We start from the raw sequence: 14901 nt of genomic DNA on the forward strand, positions 1-14901 counted from the left end.
GGTGAATCATTTAATAATGGAATATTAGTGCGCGCAAGTGCATAATGGCTCATAAGTTAAATAATTAGCCCAAATTAATATCAGATTGTGGTTTACCCCCTAAACTGCATTAGGCTCGCACTAGTCACGCGAGCCTTTCTTTTGCCCGAAGGAACACTCAAGGCAGCACTATCACTTCAAAACCCACTACAACGCTAGATAATCGATATAGCCTTTTTCGTCGCCACCAAATAGGGTCGAGCCATCGAGTTGTGCTAGTTCGCCGCCGTTTTGTTGGCGTGATACGAGATCTGGGTTGGCGACAAATGGGCGACCAAATGCGACGAGATCCGCGTAGCTTTTGCTTAACACTTCTTCGGCGCGTTGTGGTGTGTAGCTGCCTGCGACATGATGGCGTTAGAGAATAACTTTCTTAGCTCAATTCGAAAGCTTTCAGGGGTAACCGGTGCATCATCCCAGTCGGCTTCTGATAGGTGCAGATAAGCAATATCACGAGCTTGCAGCACTTTTGAAGCCTCCAAAATTGTTGGCGCTATGTCTGGGCAGTTCATATCTTTGAAGGTGATGATAAGCCCAGCACTAGCACGTTATTGGTAATAAGTCGCCATCATGCTGTTGGGCACATTGCCCGGTTAACTGCTTCATCAACCTACGCGGATTCGACTATTCTTGGATTTCCTAATCGAAAATTTTGGTCGTTTGACCGATAGATCAATTAATTAACGCGATATGACAAAACTCTCGAACTGAAAACGAGGCTGCAGACAGAACTGGCTGAACTGGTTATGATGTGAGCAATGCATGGATGTGCTGGAGAGAACAATGAAAATAGTTGGCAATACGGTGATCAAACCATTCCATAAAGCAACCTGCCATTGTGGTGCGGTGGAGTTAGAGCTCAGCCTACCTAACGGAATCGAAAAGCCGCGTCGCTGCGATTGCTCGATATGTCGTCGTAAAGGGGCGATAGTGGGTTCGGTAGCCTTGGATGGCATCAAGATCCTCAAAGGTGCAGAGCATCTCAAGTTATATCAATTCAATACTAACACCGCGAAGCACTACTTCTGCTCGAACTGTGGTATCTATACCCACCATCAACGTCGCTCTAGCCCAAATGAGTATGGATTCAATATTGGTTGCTTGGAAGGGGTGAACCCTTTTGATATTGGTGATGTGGTGACTAATGATGGGGTTAACCACCCTGCGGATCGCTAAGGAGAAAACATGTCTGATTATGGCGCCCTGATTCGCTGGCAGAAAGGCGACGATGAGGTATTTAGCGATAACCAATACAGTCGCGGGCATACGTGGGAATTTGATGGTGGCGTTATTGTCCCTGCTTCGTCATCGCCTCATGTGGTGCCACTACCACTCTCTGTTGAAGAAAATGTTGATCCCGAAGAAGCCTTTATTGCGGCGATTGCCAGTTGTCACATGCTGACGTTTTTGGGCATTGCAGCTAAGCGTAAGTACGTGATTGAGTCTTATGTTGATGATGCGATTGGCGTTCTTGAAGAAGATAAAGCGGGGCGAGCTTGGGTTAGCCATGTGACGCTTAGACCCCAAATCCAATTTGTTGGTGATAAGCGCCCTACGGATAAACAGCTCGAAAAGCTTCACCATCTGGCACACAGTAATTGCTTCATTGCCAACTCTGTAAAAACCGAGATCACGGTAGAGATAGACTCGTAACCCATGCGATTTTCTGAGTTGTAGTCAAGATCAAGTAAGGGAGCAACTTAGCGATGCTCCCTTACTTTAGATAGTGACTGCGATTGATAGGGCATTGCTCAAGCCGATCTGCTTACAACGACGTTTCGCGACAATATTGAAAAATCGTTTGAGGCACTGGCAAACGCGATTGATATTGCAGAGCAAGCTGAACGCTAGTTTTTACACGATAATGCCATTTTAAATTGGATAACCGCGAGTCGGCTAAGTGCATGACTGGCGGTTTTTTTGTGTCTGTGTAATCCTACTCACGGTTTCACCAAGCTGCTCTAGATAGCGCAGAATGATTATAGATTGATTAGCAGAGAGTTATGTTTAGCGTCCCATTGAATAGTTTTGTACATCGCGTGAGTGATAAGAGCCAAGTAATGGCGAACGCTGCTAAATGTGGATGTCAGTTGAAGCGAGTTCGTCGCTCACGCAACTGGCTATTGGTTGCTCAAGAGCATCAACTGATCGAATTCAAAGCTTTGTTAACTCATGAAAAAGACGGCTGGATAACAGTAGCCATAGACAAGGTGTTGCCTAAACCTGTGGTGTGTCTGGCGTCGCTGTTAGCCGCAACACCTTCTATGACAGTTGCTCAATTGGTGATGGAGGCTGGATGTTCAATGGCTGAAGCACGACGAGCCATTGATGACTATGAAGGGTTATAGATAAGTTGTGAGCGCTTGAAAAGTACCGAGCAGCAAAAAGCCAGTAACGATATGGTGTTATTTCAGCGCAATATCGTTACTGGCTTTATCATCTGACTTTCTGTGAAAACAGCGAGAGCGTTACAGTCGAATTAAGAGTTAGCGACTTTTACACGAATCGTGTTTTTGCCAAGCTTGGTCATGTGCAGCTTGTCTAGTGCAGTTTTCGCTTCTTCTTGCTCTGGCATTTCAACGAAAGCAAAACCTTTTGAGTAGCCAGTTTCTTGGTCTAATACTAGGTTGCATGCTTTTACTGAACCGAACTCAGAAAATAGTACACGGATGTCTTGCTCTGTTGTTGAGCGAGATAGGTTACGAACTAGAAGTTTCATAATGAACCTTGAATATGAATTTACATCGCGCATTGTCGCACACTTTGAAGGTCACCCTTACAAAATAATTTAAGATCTCATTTGCTTGGGTAGCAAAGATCTGCAACAGCACTTAGAGTTGTTTGTCGTGATTATTCGTCGTCGAACTGTTTGATGGTGAAGGCGTCTTCGATTCGGTTTAGCTCTTCTTGTTCTTTCTGACGAAGCTCTTCTTGGCGAGCAGTTTTCATCTCATTGAGACTTTTCTTCTCTGATTTGGTCAGGAATTTAACGGCTTTTTTGTTGGTTAATGCGTAAGCAGCTACGTCTTCACCTTTTTATCTGCGCTCGTTTACGCGCTGTGAGAAACGTTCATTATCGCGAGCTTTACGCTCCGTTGAGGTTAACTTGCTCATGCTTTAAAGCCCTTTTAATTATCGTGATAGGGAATCTACACGTGGCGAAAAAAAGGGTCATTCATCAGTATGAGGTATTGCCATTTGTACGCTGGTGGCGCATCTTAGCACAGTGGAGGAGCATGTAGGCATGCTATTCGAGGGGTTAAACGAAACAGCCCACAACGTGTCGTAGTGGGCTGAATAAAAGCTGCTTGATTATGGTTGAATCGAGGGGCTGATTGTTTAGATCTTTTCAATGTAAAGGATAACCTCTCCGACCTTAAAGCCAAACTTTGACATCTCGGTCTTATTGAATAATCGTTTTTCGTCCATCAAGAACATCCAATCATCCAATGTAACTTCATAGGTACTGCCGTCGACTTCGATTTCTAGCTCATACTTCCAATACAGTGCAGAGCCTTGGGTTTCACCATAAGCCGTTCCTACCACATCGTTAGCGGAGCCTGAGTAGGTATTGTCGCCGGTTTTTATCAGGTTCCAAACTCGGGTTGAACGTTCACCATCGGCAAATGAAAACCACTCCTTAATTTCACCGTTATTACCTTCCCACGTTGCGATGAGTTTAGCGTCGAAACGTCTTAATAAGTTGCCTGATCGGTCGAGAACCATACCGTAGGCCATTAACTCTCCATTGAAGAAGCTCTCAAGTTTGAGCTCTGGTGTTGTGTCGACATGATTATCAAGGCTGGCAGAGCCACAACCTGTTAGCCAACTAAGTGAAAGTATTGCGAGAGCGAACTTGAGTATTTTTGTTTTTGTATTCATTTATTCAAACCCAATAGTTGTTTGCGTAGGCCAGGTTCGGAGGTGTTTTCGGAGAGCCAGATAGCTAGGAAGGCATCGCCAAATTGTTTGTCTTGAATGACACCGATAGGTTGTTCATCGAAGTAAAACCGACTGACTTTATCTTCTGCAACGCGAATCGTTAGTGTGCTCCCAGCTTCTACGTTGGGCCACATAGAATAGAGCGGCTTCAACCAGCGCTCGATGTTGCTGTTAGGGTAGCCAAGCTTGTTCCATTGGTTTTCGGTTGCTTCGACCAAGTCCTTACTGTCTATTGCACGGTAGTACTCTATTTTTAAAGCGCGCTCTGAACTCGCAGGTGCGGTATAGAATTCAGCGGAGTAGAGGGTCCAGAATAGGTAACTCATTTTCCCTTGTCCGCGCTTGTTTAAATCGTCGACAGCAGAGGCGCGAGCTTGCCCAGCAAACAGTAATGCCACGGTTAATAGAGAGAGGGTAAAGGCACCTAGAAATGATTTTGTGTGGTAAATGTTTGCAGTCGTTTGAGTGTTGGACTGGGCAAACGCGATATTGCAAGTGCTCTTTGAATGGAGCGCCTGTGTCCTTTTGAGTGAGTAAGCCATAAGTCACCTTGTTGTCCTTGCCATCGTTGGTTTCATTAAGTTTGAGTAGGCGGCCACAAGAAGAGGCAAAAATATCCCCCAACTCAATGCAAGGGCAGCAACTACCGATGCATCTGGCCAAGCAGCAAGGAGGGCTCCCGCTTTGATCCCTCCCCAGTAGCTACTAGTGCCCGCTACGAACCCTATGGCGAACAAGATCACTTTTGAGCATTTTAAGAGCCAATTAAGGCTGTGGTTTAAGCTAATCAAGAACATGACCCATAGGCAGACGAGCCACACAGGGAACCATGATTGATTGGCAATGGCAGGGTCGACGGCGAAGACGCCGAAGTGAAGCATAAGGCTATCAAGCAGTAGCCCCAATGGTAATAAAACGAGTATTTTAAGATCGCTGTGGCGAGTTGGTGACAATAGGAAGTGAATGATCACCAGCAGCGGTGTTACGAACGGGGCTTGAGCGGTGAAGAACGCGCTACAAACCCAGGTCGCTTGAAACAGAATGAGATTAATAATCCAAAACCGTTTCATCTTTCGCTCCAAAGTAACGAGGTTTTCTTGCCACTAGGTGATGAGTGCTGATTACGCGCTCACGGAACGCACCTTCACAGTAGCAGAAGTAGAAGGTCCAAAGGCGCTTGAACTCTTCTGAATAGCCCAGAGATTGCAATTCTTCCCAACTGTTTTGAAAGGCAATATTCCAGTCGTTCAGTGTACGTGCGTAGTGTAGACCGATATCATCTATCTCTTGAACGACAAGGTCGGTACTGGTCGCAAGGTGTTGGGTCATCACTGATACAGAAGGTAAGCAGCCGCCAGGGAAAATGTACTTTTGGATAAAGTCGACACCTTTACGGTACTTTTCATAACGCCCATCAGCGATGGTAATCGCTTGAATCAGCATTTTGCCGGAAGGCTTCAGCAGTGAAGAGCATTTCTCAAAGAAGGTTTGCAGGTATTCGTGACCTACCGCTTCTATCATTTCAATGGAAACCAACTTATCGTATTCACCCGTTAGGTTGCGATAGTCTTCTTTGAGTAGAGTAATCTTATCGGTTAAGCCGAGCGATTTTACGCGCTGCTCTGCTAACTCGTGTTGTGCATCTGAAATCGTTGTGGTGGTGACGTGGCAGCCATAATGTTGTGCCATGAAAATCGCTAAACCACCCCAGCCAGTCCCTATCTCAACCACGCTATCCGATTCTGAAAGTTCTAAACGCTCACAGATGGTTTTCATCTTGTTTTGTTGTGCTTTTGAAAGGGTTAATGCGTCTTCGTTGTAGATAGCGGACGAGTACTGCATTGAGCTATCAAGAAAACGTTCGTACAGCTCATTACCGATGTCGTAATGAGCTAGAATGTTTCGCTTAGAGCCTTGCTCTGTGTTGGCGTTCTTGCGACGAAGCAGGAGATTCTTAATGCGAGAAATCCACTGGGTTTTGTCGTCTAGCTCATCTAATTGGGATTGGTTGCGAGCCATAATCTGGATAACGCGTGTTAGATTTGGACTGGTCCATTTGCCATCAATGTAGGCTTCCGATGCGCCAATACTGCCGTTAATCACAACATCTTTAAAAAAGGTCGCATCATGAATCACGATTCGACCTTTCAAGTCCGCTTCTCTGTCACCAAACACCGAATGCTGGTCATGCTCGATGATTTCCAGCGTTGCAAATTGCAGACGCTCTAGGATCTTAAAAATTAAAGCTCGATACTTACAGTTGCTTGAAACAGCAACGGCTTTGGTTTGTTGTTCAATGTTGTTGTTTTGTTTTGCAAGCTGTTCCATGTCAACCTCGCTGAGAATTCATTTTAACTTTTTACCAACTAAATTGGGTGCCGTTCGTTGATTTGAGCACACTCACAACATAATTGAGTATTGGTTTTGGCGCTTAAGGTGCTGAGTCCGGGTGCGCCACAAACGGTACTTTTTTCAGGAATAGCTTGAGAGCCTGATAATAAATCCCCATCACGACTTTCACCGTCATTGCCGGGATCTTGAAAACCGTTCGCCTAATGTTTGCTTTCGTTACCGACTGCTTAGTCAGCGCTAGTGTCGCATCGAATATTCGTTCGCTTTTACAGCTTTCGATGTGGACAAGTGTTCGTTTCGCTGGTGGCTTAATCTTCCAAAAATAGGTCATGTTTAAATCCATGAACGGCGAAACGTGAAAATCTTTTTTAACTTTCAACTCTTGATGCATGTCGATTAAATAATAGTGCCTTTCTCGCCAAGGTGTGTTGCTCACCTCGGCCAACATGTATCGACACTCGTCTGCTTCGTTGTAACAAAAAAAGCAATTGATTGGACTAAAATAAATACCTAAACATCGACATTGGGCCAGCATTGTGACTCGGTTTACATTAGACCAATCGCCACCAAGCTGTTGTAATTTGGATGCTATACGTTGTTTTAGAGATTTAGGTTCATCGCTAATTGCATTTTCTTCTTTTTCAGTAAGATAGTCCGATTCGACAAAGCGAATCGGGTTGTACCAGCGAGTTCCAAACAGCACACTTCGCGCGGTGGTCTTAGGCAGCTCATCGAGATCTAGCCCCATCATGTAGAGCTGGTAGCTAAACTCATGAGGGATATCACCAAAGCGGCGATGTCTGACGTTTCCCCAATAGATACCGCTGAACTCTTCACTCTGTTCAGATGCAATTTCCGTGTTGGATGCTAGGGTCTCGTTGTTCATTGCGCTGAGCTCGTGCTGAGATCCAGACCAAAGCGCTTGGTCACATCCAATGCGCTATGCACGCCATCTTCGTGGAACCCGTTGTACCAATACGCGCCTGCGAAATGTGTATTTTGTTTACCGCAAATTCGATCACGCTGTTGTTGCGCATTGACCGTGTTAGAGTTCAATACTGGGTGGTGATACACAAAGCTTCGGATGATTTTTTCCGGAACAATGGCTTCACTCTGGTTTAAGGTCACGCAGAAGGTGTCTTGGCTTTTTATTCCCTGCAGAATGTTCATGTTGTAAGTGACACAAGCTGGTCGCTTGCTATTACCATCCAGCATGTAGTTCCAACTTGCCCACGCCAGCTTTCTGTCTGGTAGCAAGCTGGTATCGGTATGAAGAACCACTTCGTTGCGGCTGTAAGGAATCTCACCTAATACCTCTTTCTCATCAGCCGTTACATCGCCTAATAGTGCTAACGCTTGGTCTGAATGGCAGGCGAAAATCACTTCATCAAATTGCTTTGTTGCACCGTCTTCAAATTCGATAGTCACACCTGTTTCATGGCGAGTGACTTGCTGAATCGATGTGTTCAATGCCACCGGTTTGCTTAGGCGGGAAAGGATGATCTCAACATAAGAACGAGAACCTTTTGGAATCACATACCATTGAGGGCGATTGGTGATATCTAGCAAGCCGTGGTTGTAGAAGAACTGTATGAAGAACTTAAGTTCGAACTCTTCCATCTCTTCAAGGCTTGTTGACCAAATAGCCGCCCCCATTGGTAGGATGTAGTGTTGGCTAAAAAAGTCTGAAAATTGGTTGTCACGTAGGAAGCCGCCAAGAGTAACGTCAGGTGTAAAGCGATTACTTTCAAATTGAGCCTTACACAACTTGTTGAATTTCAGAATGTCGGAGATTAATGACCAGAACTGCGGTTTGAAGATGTTGCTCCTCTGCGCAAATAGCGAATTGATGCTGTGACCATTGTATTCAAACTGAGTGGTTGTGTTGTGAACACTGAAGCTCATTTCTGTTGGCTGGCGTTCAACACCCAACTGTTCGAGTAGTTGATTGAAGTTTGGATAGGTTCGATCGTTGAACACGATGAAGCCAGTGTCAATCGAGAACGCCGAGCCTTGATGTTCAATATCAACGGTGGCGGTATGTCCTCCAACGTAATCATTTTTTTCGAATACTGTTACGTCGTGGTGTTTATCTAATATGTGCGCGCAAGTGAGTCCAGAAACGCCTGAACCAATAATGGCGATTTTCTTCATTGTTATACCATCCTTGAAGCGAGTTTTTGCCAAACTGAAGTTGGAAGCATTCTTAGTAGCTTCATCAACATGATGAATCGTCGAGGAAAATCAATCTCGCTCTTTCCTTGAGCAATTCCGTTAACGATTCGCTGAGTTGCAGTCTCACTACTTATAATCATAGGCATAGCGAACGTATTTCGCTCGGTTAATGGTGTTTCCACAAAGCCAGGATGCACAATTGAGACATGAATATTGTGCTTGGCAAGATCAACCGAAAGCGTTCTTCCTAAGTAAGTGAGTGCTGCCTTTGAAGCGCCATAAGCCTCGGCTCTTGGAAGAGGCAAAAAGCTGGCGCTGGAGCTTACTAAAACTAAACGTCCGCCAGGTTTGATATTTTTCAGCCAAGACCTTAGAGCGTAACCAATAGAGATTAAGTTAATGTTGATGACTCGCTCAAAAAGCTCTGCATCAAAGTTGACTGGGTCATCGATGTATTCACAGTCACCCGCATTGAGAATGAGAAGGTCAAGTGGATTGTCTTGGTCAAGCTCCGGGAAGTTGTGATAATCCGTCAAGTCAAAGCAAAGAGGTGTGATAGACGACTCTGCAATGTCAGTTTCGTGCGAATCGACTAGAGCCTGTAATTTATCTTGGCTACGACCACAAGCAATGACTTGATGTCCTTGCTGGGCATAATCGAGAGCGAGTGATTGGCCGATACCAGAGGTAGCGCCTGTAATCATAATACGCATTATCGGCTCGCTCTTTTCTTAATGGATTTGATGGCGCAGCCCAACACCGGAATATGTTCATACAACATAGAGCCGACATCGAGATAGTCTCTGTGGTAAATGACTTGATCATCGAGCATTTTTAGGTGGCTGTGGCCTTGAACCTCAATAGGCTTCTGCCCATTAAGTTGCTTGTGTACAAAGTGCATTGTCCAATATACCGATGCTTCGCTGTTAACTTCAAACGTGTGCTCGATGTGAAAGTTACAGCTAGTTACCTGGGTGTAAATATTGTCGAAGTAGTGAGTTAGCGCTGCAATCCCGCAGACATGATGCAGCGGGTCTTGGAATTCGATATTAGGGTGATAAACCGTCTTTAGCACGTCGAATTTGTCCGTTCCGAGCTCTCGATACATGTTGAGAAAGTTATCAAGCCATAGAGAGTTATTCATAATATTCACTCTAATTATTTGAAAAAGGCTAAGGCTCTCAATCGTGCTTCTTTATGTTCAACGATGGGTTGCCAGTATTCACTGTTTATTCCGTTTTTTGCTATGTAATTATGTGGGAAATGCACATGCTTATCTGGAATATTTTGCAGCTCTGGTATGTACTTACGGATAAAAATTCCTTTCGGATCAAACTTTTCACTCTGGGTGATCGGATTGAAAATTCGGAAGTAAGGTTGGGCATCACAGCCGGTACTTGAAGCCCACTGCCAGCCACCATTGTTGGCACTAAAATCACCGTCAATTAGGTGATCCATAAAAAAGCGCTCACCCCAACGCCAGTCAATCAACAAGTGTTTAGTTAAAAAGCTAGCGACTACCATTCTTAACCTGTTGTGCATCCAGCCGGTTTCAACCAGTTGTCGCATGGCCGCATCAACCAATGGATACCCCGTTTTTCCTTCACACCACGCTTTGAAGCTAGAATGATCTTGATTCCAATCTAAACCATTGTATTTCTGCTGGAAATTAGCCCCTTTGACCAGTTTAGGATGGTGGAACATCAAGTGCTTATAAAAGTCTCGCCAGATTAACTCGTTGAGCCAAGAAAAAGCGGGCAGTTGGGTATCAAACAGTAAATCGGGTTGCTGTTGGATGAGCTGAATGGCTAACCATCTTGGGCTTACCGCGCCAATCGCTAAGTACGGCGATAAACCTGAGGTACCTTTTATTGAAGGGATATCTCTCAGGTGAGCGTAGTCGTTGACCTTGTTGGCTAGAAAGTTAGGTATCACATTGCCAAGTACGTCTTGGCTTAGTGGCCAACGGCTTGAGTCGACACGAGGAAAGTCGAAGTCATAGTCACTGGTAAGCTGGAGCGTTTGCAAGTTGTCAGTCAACTGAGTCTTAGCTTTGTAATTAGAAGCGAGTGCAGCAGGGCTGCATTGAATACCTTTTGCTTGTACTTCTTTTAACCAGGCATTTTTGAATGGCGTGAAAACCTTGAACATCTCACCTTGCTGGTTAAGCACGCTGCCTAGAGGGAGCATCACATCACAGTCGCTGATCTGAAGATTTATACCGCTGGATATTAGTTGTTGGTCACGAGCTTGTTCATCGACTTCTGGCTCTGAATTGGCGAAAACAACCTGAGAACCGAGTTGTTGGTATAGTTCTGTCAACTGCTTGGCTTGATCATCAAAATCGGTCGCTTTGAGGTGTAGCAGGGTTATGCCCAAGTCGGCGAGTTCAGCTTCCAGTTGCTTTAAATGACGGAAGATAAAGTCTGCTTTAATCGGAGCAAGGTGATGCTGATGCCACTTTTGTGGTGTTGAAATAAAAACGGCGATTGAAACGCCGTTTTCGATTGCTGAGACGAGAGCTGGATTATCGTGAATGCGCAGGTCTCGTCTTATCCATAGAATATCGCTCAATATCCGTATCTCAATTTAAGTTCTTGCGGGTGAGGGTTTAAGTAAACCTGTGACTGCAGGTACTCATTTGGATACTCCATCAAGTAGTGATTGATCAGTGTTAGTGGCACTAACAGCGGAATCACGCCCTCTCTGAAAGAAGCAATCTGGCTAGATAACTCTTGCTTGTTAGCACTGCTGAGCTGCTTCTTAAAGTAACCTTGGAGATGTTGAAGCGTGTTGGCGTGCGTACCACGGTTTGCATGGTGCGATAATGCCGTCATCAGTCCTTCGATGTACTTATCTGCAAGCTCATTTATCTCTAGCTCATTGCCTGCTAGTAATTTACCAAGGCTTTTATAACCCTCAACGTGATGACACATTACTAAATACTTGTGGGCGCTATGGAACTGGATAAGCTTGTGCTTAGTAATACCTTCGTCTACTAGGTCTAGCCACTTCTGATAAGTGAAAACACGAGTCATAAAGTTTTCGCGCAAAATCGGGTCGTTCAGACGACCATTTTCTTCCACAGGCAGCAACGGGTTGCCTTCCATAATCTGCTTAGTGAACATGCCAACGCCTGTGGATTCAGAGCCGCGGCCGTGGTGGTGATATACCTTAACACGCTCCATGCCGCAAGTTGGACTCTTTTGGCACACAATGAAACCAGCAATGTGTTGATTATTCTTGGAGTAGTTTTGACCGAACTCGATAAGCTCATCAGTGACGTCGCCGGTTCCATCTGGACGGGAAACATGAATTATGTCGTCTAACATTCGTGTCTGACGAATGGTTTGGCGAGGCGTTGGCAATCCAACGGCCATTTCAGGGCACACTGGCTCAAGTTCAACATAATCTGCAAGATCTTCAGTACAGAAGCGTGAACGTTTGTGCCCAGTATCGAACCTAACTTTATGACCGGCGACACATGCACTAATGCCTATTTTTATTTTTTTATCCATGGTCAATTCCTTGCGCTCATTGCTCATATTCTTTCTTGTTATGTGGTATATTGCTTATTCCACATTAATTCAGTCGTTTTAGGTTGATTCCTAGAAGACTTTAAAAGTGCTGTAATGTAAATTAATAAATGTATTTACCTAGAGGGTTAAACAGTTGGCTCACCCCTTTGGTGAAGTACAAGGCATCGCTTGACACTGTCAGGCATACACACCCTTCTTTCGTTGCTGGCTGATGGGTATGATTTCCATCTAACCAAATAAAATCGCCTTTGTTGTAGACACCCATCTCGTCTTCGAAACTGCCTTCTAACAATAGAGTAATCTCGAAGCCCTTGTGTGTGTGGCAAGGAACTTGTCCATCTTTATCGATGTGCAACAGGCTGGTATGGTGTGCGTCGTCTTCAAAATCGAGTCGTGCTCGAGATATTTTCCCGAGGTTCATCCAGTCCTTTCTCGCAATTGAACTCAATGCTCTTGGAATAGTGAAAGTAGTGTCAGATACTGTCATTTGCTCGGCTTTCGGTTCCACCTCGATTGATTGAGACAAATCTGCAGTTATCAGATCAATCACTTCTAAATCTATGTCGCTGGCAAGAAAACTATCTAGCTCATTATTTGTCACTGCTTGTTGCTCATCAAATATGTTATCAGCTGCATTAGCCGATAACCGCTGTACCTTTGCTTGGCAGTGTTCACACAGCTCGACATGGCTAGACACAATCAAAGAAACTGAGTCAGCAAGCGTGCCATCAACAAATTTTTGCAACATAGCATCGTTTGGGTGATGTTTAATCATGACTTTGTTCCCCCATGTGAACCTTGAGTTTGGCTAGCGCGAGTCTTAAACGGGATTTCACGGTTCCAAGCGGGACGCCGAGCTGCTGAGCAAGTTGCTCTTGTGACAGCTCTTGAAAGTAAACGCCTTTCACTATGGTTTTCTGAGCTAACGGAAGCTTCTCGATTTGCGTCATGACATGTCGGCTCATCAAATGATCGCCAAACGGCAAATCTTCGTTTTGAGTTTCAGCCACCATAGCGTCTAATGGCCAAATGTCGTCGGCTAACGTTTGCTCTGCTTTTGCTTTAACTTTGCGAAGCATATCAAAAGCTGCATTTCGCATTACAGTGTAGACCCAAGTGGTTGCAGCACCTTTATCTTCGTTGTAAAGGTGTGCTTTCTTCCAAACGTTAGTCATAGTGTCTTGTACCAATTCGTTTGCAGCTGCTTCGCCCCCAAGTTTACTGATTCCAAAACGTTTGATTTTGGGTGCAAAGAACTTAAACAAACAAGTGAATGCCTGCTTGTCTCGATTTGTTCCCACTGAAATCAACCAACTTGAGAGCTCTGTAGGTACCTTGTTTTCACTCGGTAATTTGTTGTGGGGAATGATGACATGCTCCTTGCCCTTCCCTTTACTTCTGCTTTCCACTTGCATAGCCAGTAACCATCATGCGAATTTGAGCGACATTACGATCAAAGCATCAGTAGGGATCACTTTTGTTTAAATTAATTTTTACTATACAAAATTATAGTGAAAAAAGTGTTCACTGCCCCGTAATGATTTGATTCAAAAAAGGAACTAGCGAAGGAAAACTCGCAGGTTCTGTAAATTCTGATTTCTTTTCTAACGGGATTGGCATCATTTCTAGCAATCGCGCACAAATCCATTGCGGGCTATCAAAATCTGGGGTCGGGTAGAGCGTTCTGATTGAGTCGTGATCGCGGAACAGCTGCACGAGAAATGAAGTAAAGACATTGGGCACATCATAATCGAGTGCTGGCCAATGGGGTAAATCACGGAATTGGCTTTTGATTAGGCCATCACTTTGGTGATACGAGGAGTGCAACTGCACCAAATTTTGCCCTTCTACGTCGATCTCTAAAAGTTGTTTATCCGACATATTGAAATCGACAATCGTTACCTTGGTTCCCCAAGTAATAAGATGTTCGGACTTTGTGTTGTCTTGTGTCGCGATAATAAAACCTTCACCTTTGGCAGCGTGCGCCACCATGGTGAGATATTTTTGTTCGAAGATTCTTAGCCTTTGTCTCCCTCCTGGCAATAAAAAAATGGGGAGAGGGAACACAGCAAGTTCTAGAGAAGACTCTACGGGTTTGTCTGGATTGGTTTTTGTCCGTGTGATCTTCCCAGTTGAATTCGGCACATAGCACTCCTTAGTTCAAAGATGATTTAGGAGGGTATACGGACTGTTTGAGAGGTTCGATCAATCTAGGTCAGGAGGTGGTTGTTTATTGATCGAAGTTGTTTGATAAACCAGCTGCAATAGAAGGATATGTTTTTTGTTGCACTTGTTCATAAATTCATCGTTCGTCTCTTCTTTAGTCGATGTCAATAGGTAATGTGTGGATAAATGGTAAGCGATCAGAAGAGGGGATGGCTGCCTCTTTCTAACTTTCCTCTTTACTTAACATCACATCGAAGGACTGGTCATGATTGTCATTTATGGTATCAAAGAGTGCTTAAACCCGATTAAGTCAGAGCTCTCTCATTGTTTTTCAGAAGTGCTTAAATAGTGAGATAGGGTTGCCAGATGACAAGCGTGCACATTGTTTTGTGCCATTTGAACGAGATAACTTCTTTTACCAAGAAGGGAGAACGCAGGCCTATACCGTTACCGAGATTAATATGATGGATGGACGCACTGTTAACACTAAAAAGCGCTTAATTAAAAAGATCTTCTCTGAGATTGAAAAGCAGCTCCCTATTTCTCCGATCGATATTGAATTCACCATTTAAGAGCAGCCTTCACATTGTTGGAGTTTTCGAGGAATAACGGGCGATGATGTACAAGATTTGAAGTACAAAGTAAACGTCTCGGTCTTGTCTGACGATTCATTTTGCACTCCCATAGC

18 protein-coding genes and 2 pseudogenes are annotated in these 14901 nt (G+C 44.5%); 4 read left to right on the forward strand and 16 right to left on the reverse strand.

Going from position 1 to position 14901, the window contains the following annotated elements; translation table 11 throughout:
• Window positions 1-186: 186 nt before the first annotated feature.
• Window positions 187-566 (reverse strand): annotated as a pseudogene (locus tag ACTRWI_RS20185) (oxidoreductase); the annotation flags it as partial.
• A gap of 256 nt (window positions 567-822) precedes the next feature.
• On the opposite strand from ACTRWI_RS20185, the gene ACTRWI_RS20190 reads away from it, so the two are divergent.
• From ACTRWI_RS20190 to ACTRWI_RS20200, 3 genes are all read left to right on the forward strand, one after another.
• Window positions 823-1215 (forward strand): GFA family protein, encoded by a 393-nt coding sequence (locus tag ACTRWI_RS20190; RefSeq protein WP_152470055.1) that lies wholly within the window; start codon window positions 823-825, stop codon window positions 1213-1215.
• Between the two features lie 9 nt (window positions 1216-1224).
• A complete protein-coding gene (locus tag ACTRWI_RS20195; RefSeq protein ID WP_032553683.1) occupies window positions 1225-1692 on the forward strand; it encodes an OsmC family protein in 468 nt (155 codons plus the stop codon).
• A gap of 350 nt (window positions 1693-2042) precedes the next feature.
• Window positions 2043-2387 (forward strand): ribosome recycling factor family protein, encoded by a 345-nt coding sequence (locus tag ACTRWI_RS20200; protein WP_499133553.1) that lies wholly within the window; start codon window positions 2043-2045, stop codon window positions 2385-2387.
• A 131-nt stretch (window positions 2388-2518) separates the two neighbouring features.
• Here the strand turns inward: ACTRWI_RS20200 and ACTRWI_RS20205 are convergent, their stop codons facing one another.
• From ACTRWI_RS20205 to ACTRWI_RS20275, 15 genes and pseudogenes are all read right to left on the reverse strand, one after another.
• Complete coding sequence (locus ACTRWI_RS20205) at window positions 2519-2758, reverse strand: RNA recognition motif domain-containing protein (RefSeq protein ID WP_004736983.1); 240 nt, start codon at window positions 2756-2758, stop codon at window positions 2519-2521.
• 131 nt (window positions 2759-2889) lie between these two features.
• Window positions 2890-3153 (reverse strand): annotated as a pseudogene (locus ACTRWI_RS20210) (DNA polymerase III subunit epsilon).
• Between the two features lie 225 nt (window positions 3154-3378).
• The gene (locus tag ACTRWI_RS20215; protein WP_499133555.1) at window positions 3379-3921 is read right to left on the reverse strand and encodes a DUF3833 domain-containing protein; all 543 of its coding nucleotides are present in this window, start codon (window positions 3919-3921) and stop codon (window positions 3379-3381) included.
• On the reverse strand, window positions 3918-4523 hold the full coding sequence (locus ACTRWI_RS20220; protein ID WP_499133556.1) for a chalcone isomerase family protein: 606 nt from the start codon (window positions 4521-4523) through the stop codon (window positions 3918-3920). Before ACTRWI_RS20220 ends, ACTRWI_RS20215 begins: the two co-directional genes overlap by 4 nt.
• Window positions 4524-4526: 3 nt before the next feature.
• Window positions 4527-5051: a DUF2878 domain-containing protein gene (locus ACTRWI_RS20225; RefSeq protein WP_499133557.1), complete on the reverse strand. Its 525-nt coding sequence runs from the start codon at window positions 5049-5051 to the stop codon at window positions 4527-4529.
• Window positions 5029-6309, reverse strand: a complete 1281-nt coding sequence (locus tag ACTRWI_RS20230) for a class I SAM-dependent methyltransferase (RefSeq protein ID WP_499133559.1) — start codon at window positions 6307-6309, stop codon at window positions 5029-5031. The genes ACTRWI_RS20225 and ACTRWI_RS20230 overlap by 23 nt, the downstream gene beginning before the upstream one ends.
• Window positions 6310-6412: 103 nt before the next feature.
• On the reverse strand, window positions 6413-7219 hold the full coding sequence (locus ACTRWI_RS20235; RefSeq protein WP_499133560.1) for a DUF1365 domain-containing protein: 807 nt from the start codon (window positions 7217-7219) through the stop codon (window positions 6413-6415).
• Entirely contained in the window at window positions 7216-8487 is a 1272-nt protein-coding gene (locus ACTRWI_RS20240; protein WP_499133562.1) for an NAD(P)/FAD-dependent oxidoreductase, read from the reverse strand. The genes ACTRWI_RS20235 and ACTRWI_RS20240 overlap by 4 nt, the downstream gene beginning before the upstream one ends.
• Window positions 8488-8489: 2 nt before the next feature.
• Window positions 8490-9221, reverse strand: coding sequence for an SDR family NAD(P)-dependent oxidoreductase (locus tag ACTRWI_RS20245; protein WP_499133563.1), 732 nt, complete (start codon window positions 9219-9221; stop codon window positions 8490-8492).
• Complete coding sequence (locus tag ACTRWI_RS20250) at window positions 9221-9652, reverse strand: nuclear transport factor 2 family protein (RefSeq protein WP_499133564.1); 432 nt, start codon at window positions 9650-9652, stop codon at window positions 9221-9223. Before ACTRWI_RS20250 ends, ACTRWI_RS20245 begins: the two co-directional genes overlap by 1 nt.
• A 14-nt stretch (window positions 9653-9666) precedes the next feature.
• The gene (gene phrB, locus ACTRWI_RS20255; RefSeq protein ID WP_499133565.1) at window positions 9667-11082 is read right to left on the reverse strand and encodes a deoxyribodipyrimidine photo-lyase; all 1416 of its coding nucleotides are present in this window, start codon (window positions 11080-11082) and stop codon (window positions 9667-9669) included.
• On the reverse strand, window positions 11079-12026 hold the full coding sequence (locus ACTRWI_RS20260) for a YbgA family protein (RefSeq protein ID WP_499133566.1): 948 nt from the start codon (window positions 12024-12026) through the stop codon (window positions 11079-11081). The genes phrB and ACTRWI_RS20260 overlap by 4 nt, the downstream gene beginning before the upstream one ends.
• Window positions 12027-12147: 121 nt before the next feature.
• Window positions 12148-12822 (reverse strand): ChrR family anti-sigma-E factor, encoded by a 675-nt coding sequence (locus tag ACTRWI_RS20265; RefSeq protein ID WP_499133568.1) that lies wholly within the window; start codon window positions 12820-12822, stop codon window positions 12148-12150.
• Entirely contained in the window at window positions 12815-13462 is a 648-nt protein-coding gene (locus ACTRWI_RS20270; RefSeq protein WP_499133569.1) for a sigma-70 family RNA polymerase sigma factor, read from the reverse strand. The genes ACTRWI_RS20265 and ACTRWI_RS20270 overlap by 8 nt, the downstream gene beginning before the upstream one ends.
• A 109-nt stretch (window positions 13463-13571) precedes the next feature.
• Window positions 13572-14192 (reverse strand): LON peptidase substrate-binding domain-containing protein, encoded by a 621-nt coding sequence (locus ACTRWI_RS20275; RefSeq protein WP_499133570.1) that lies wholly within the window; start codon window positions 14190-14192, stop codon window positions 13572-13574.
• 380 nt (window positions 14193-14572) lie between these two features.
• Here ACTRWI_RS20275 and ACTRWI_RS20280 point away from each other — a divergent pair, with 380 nt between their 5' ends.
• Window positions 14573-14785, forward strand: a complete 213-nt coding sequence (locus ACTRWI_RS20280) for a tautomerase family protein (protein ID WP_499133571.1) — start codon at window positions 14573-14575, stop codon at window positions 14783-14785.
• Window positions 14786-14901 lie beyond the last annotated feature (116 nt).

Source organism: Pseudoalteromonas sp. G5_S1_14_S5, from assembly GCF_054968605.1.

Excerpts from the sequence above, each read along its gene's own strand:
- ACTRWI_RS20190 (WP_152470055.1), top strand. The coding sequence starts at position 823 with ATGAAAATAGTTGGCAATACGGTGATCAAACCATTCCATAAAGCAACC.
- ACTRWI_RS20195 (WP_032553683.1), top strand. The coding sequence starts at position 1,225 with ATGTCTGATTATGGCGCCCTGATTCGCTGGCAGAAAGGCGACGATGAG.
- ACTRWI_RS20200 (WP_499133553.1), top strand. The coding sequence starts at position 2,043 with ATGTTTAGCGTCCCATTGAATAGTTTTGTACATCGCGTGAGTGATAAG.
- ACTRWI_RS20205 (WP_004736983.1), bottom strand. The coding sequence starts at position 2,758 with ATGAAACTTCTAGTTCGTAACCTATCTCGCTCAACAACAGAGCAAGAC.
- ACTRWI_RS20215 (WP_499133555.1), bottom strand. The coding sequence starts at position 3,921 with ATGAATACAAAAACAAAAATACTCAAGTTCGCTCTCGCAATACTTTCA.
- ACTRWI_RS20220 (WP_499133556.1), bottom strand. The coding sequence starts at position 4,523 with ATGGCTTACTCACTCAAAAGGACACAGGCGCTCCATTCAAAGAGCACT.
- ACTRWI_RS20225 (WP_499133557.1), bottom strand. The coding sequence starts at position 5,051 with ATGAAACGGTTTTGGATTATTAATCTCATTCTGTTTCAAGCGACCTGG.
- ACTRWI_RS20230 (WP_499133559.1), bottom strand. The coding sequence starts at position 6,309 with ATGGAACAGCTTGCAAAACAAAACAACAACATTGAACAACAAACCAAA.
- ACTRWI_RS20235 (WP_499133560.1), bottom strand. The coding sequence starts at position 7,219 with ATGAACAACGAGACCCTAGCATCCAACACGGAAATTGCATCTGAACAG.
- ACTRWI_RS20240 (WP_499133562.1), bottom strand. The coding sequence starts at position 8,487 with ATGAAGAAAATCGCCATTATTGGTTCAGGCGTTTCTGGACTCACTTGC.
- ACTRWI_RS20245 (WP_499133563.1), bottom strand. The coding sequence starts at position 9,221 with ATGCGTATTATGATTACAGGCGCTACCTCTGGTATCGGCCAATCACTC.
- ACTRWI_RS20250 (WP_499133564.1), bottom strand. The coding sequence starts at position 9,652 with ATGAATAACTCTCTATGGCTTGATAACTTTCTCAACATGTATCGAGAG.
- ACTRWI_RS20260 (WP_499133566.1), bottom strand. The coding sequence starts at position 12,026 with ATGGATAAAAAAATAAAAATAGGCATTAGTGCATGTGTCGCCGGTCAT.
- ACTRWI_RS20265 (WP_499133568.1), bottom strand. The coding sequence starts at position 12,822 with ATGATTAAACATCACCCAAACGATGCTATGTTGCAAAAATTTGTTGAT.
- ACTRWI_RS20270 (WP_499133569.1), bottom strand. The coding sequence starts at position 13,462 with ATGCAAGTGGAAAGCAGAAGTAAAGGGAAGGGCAAGGAGCATGTCATC.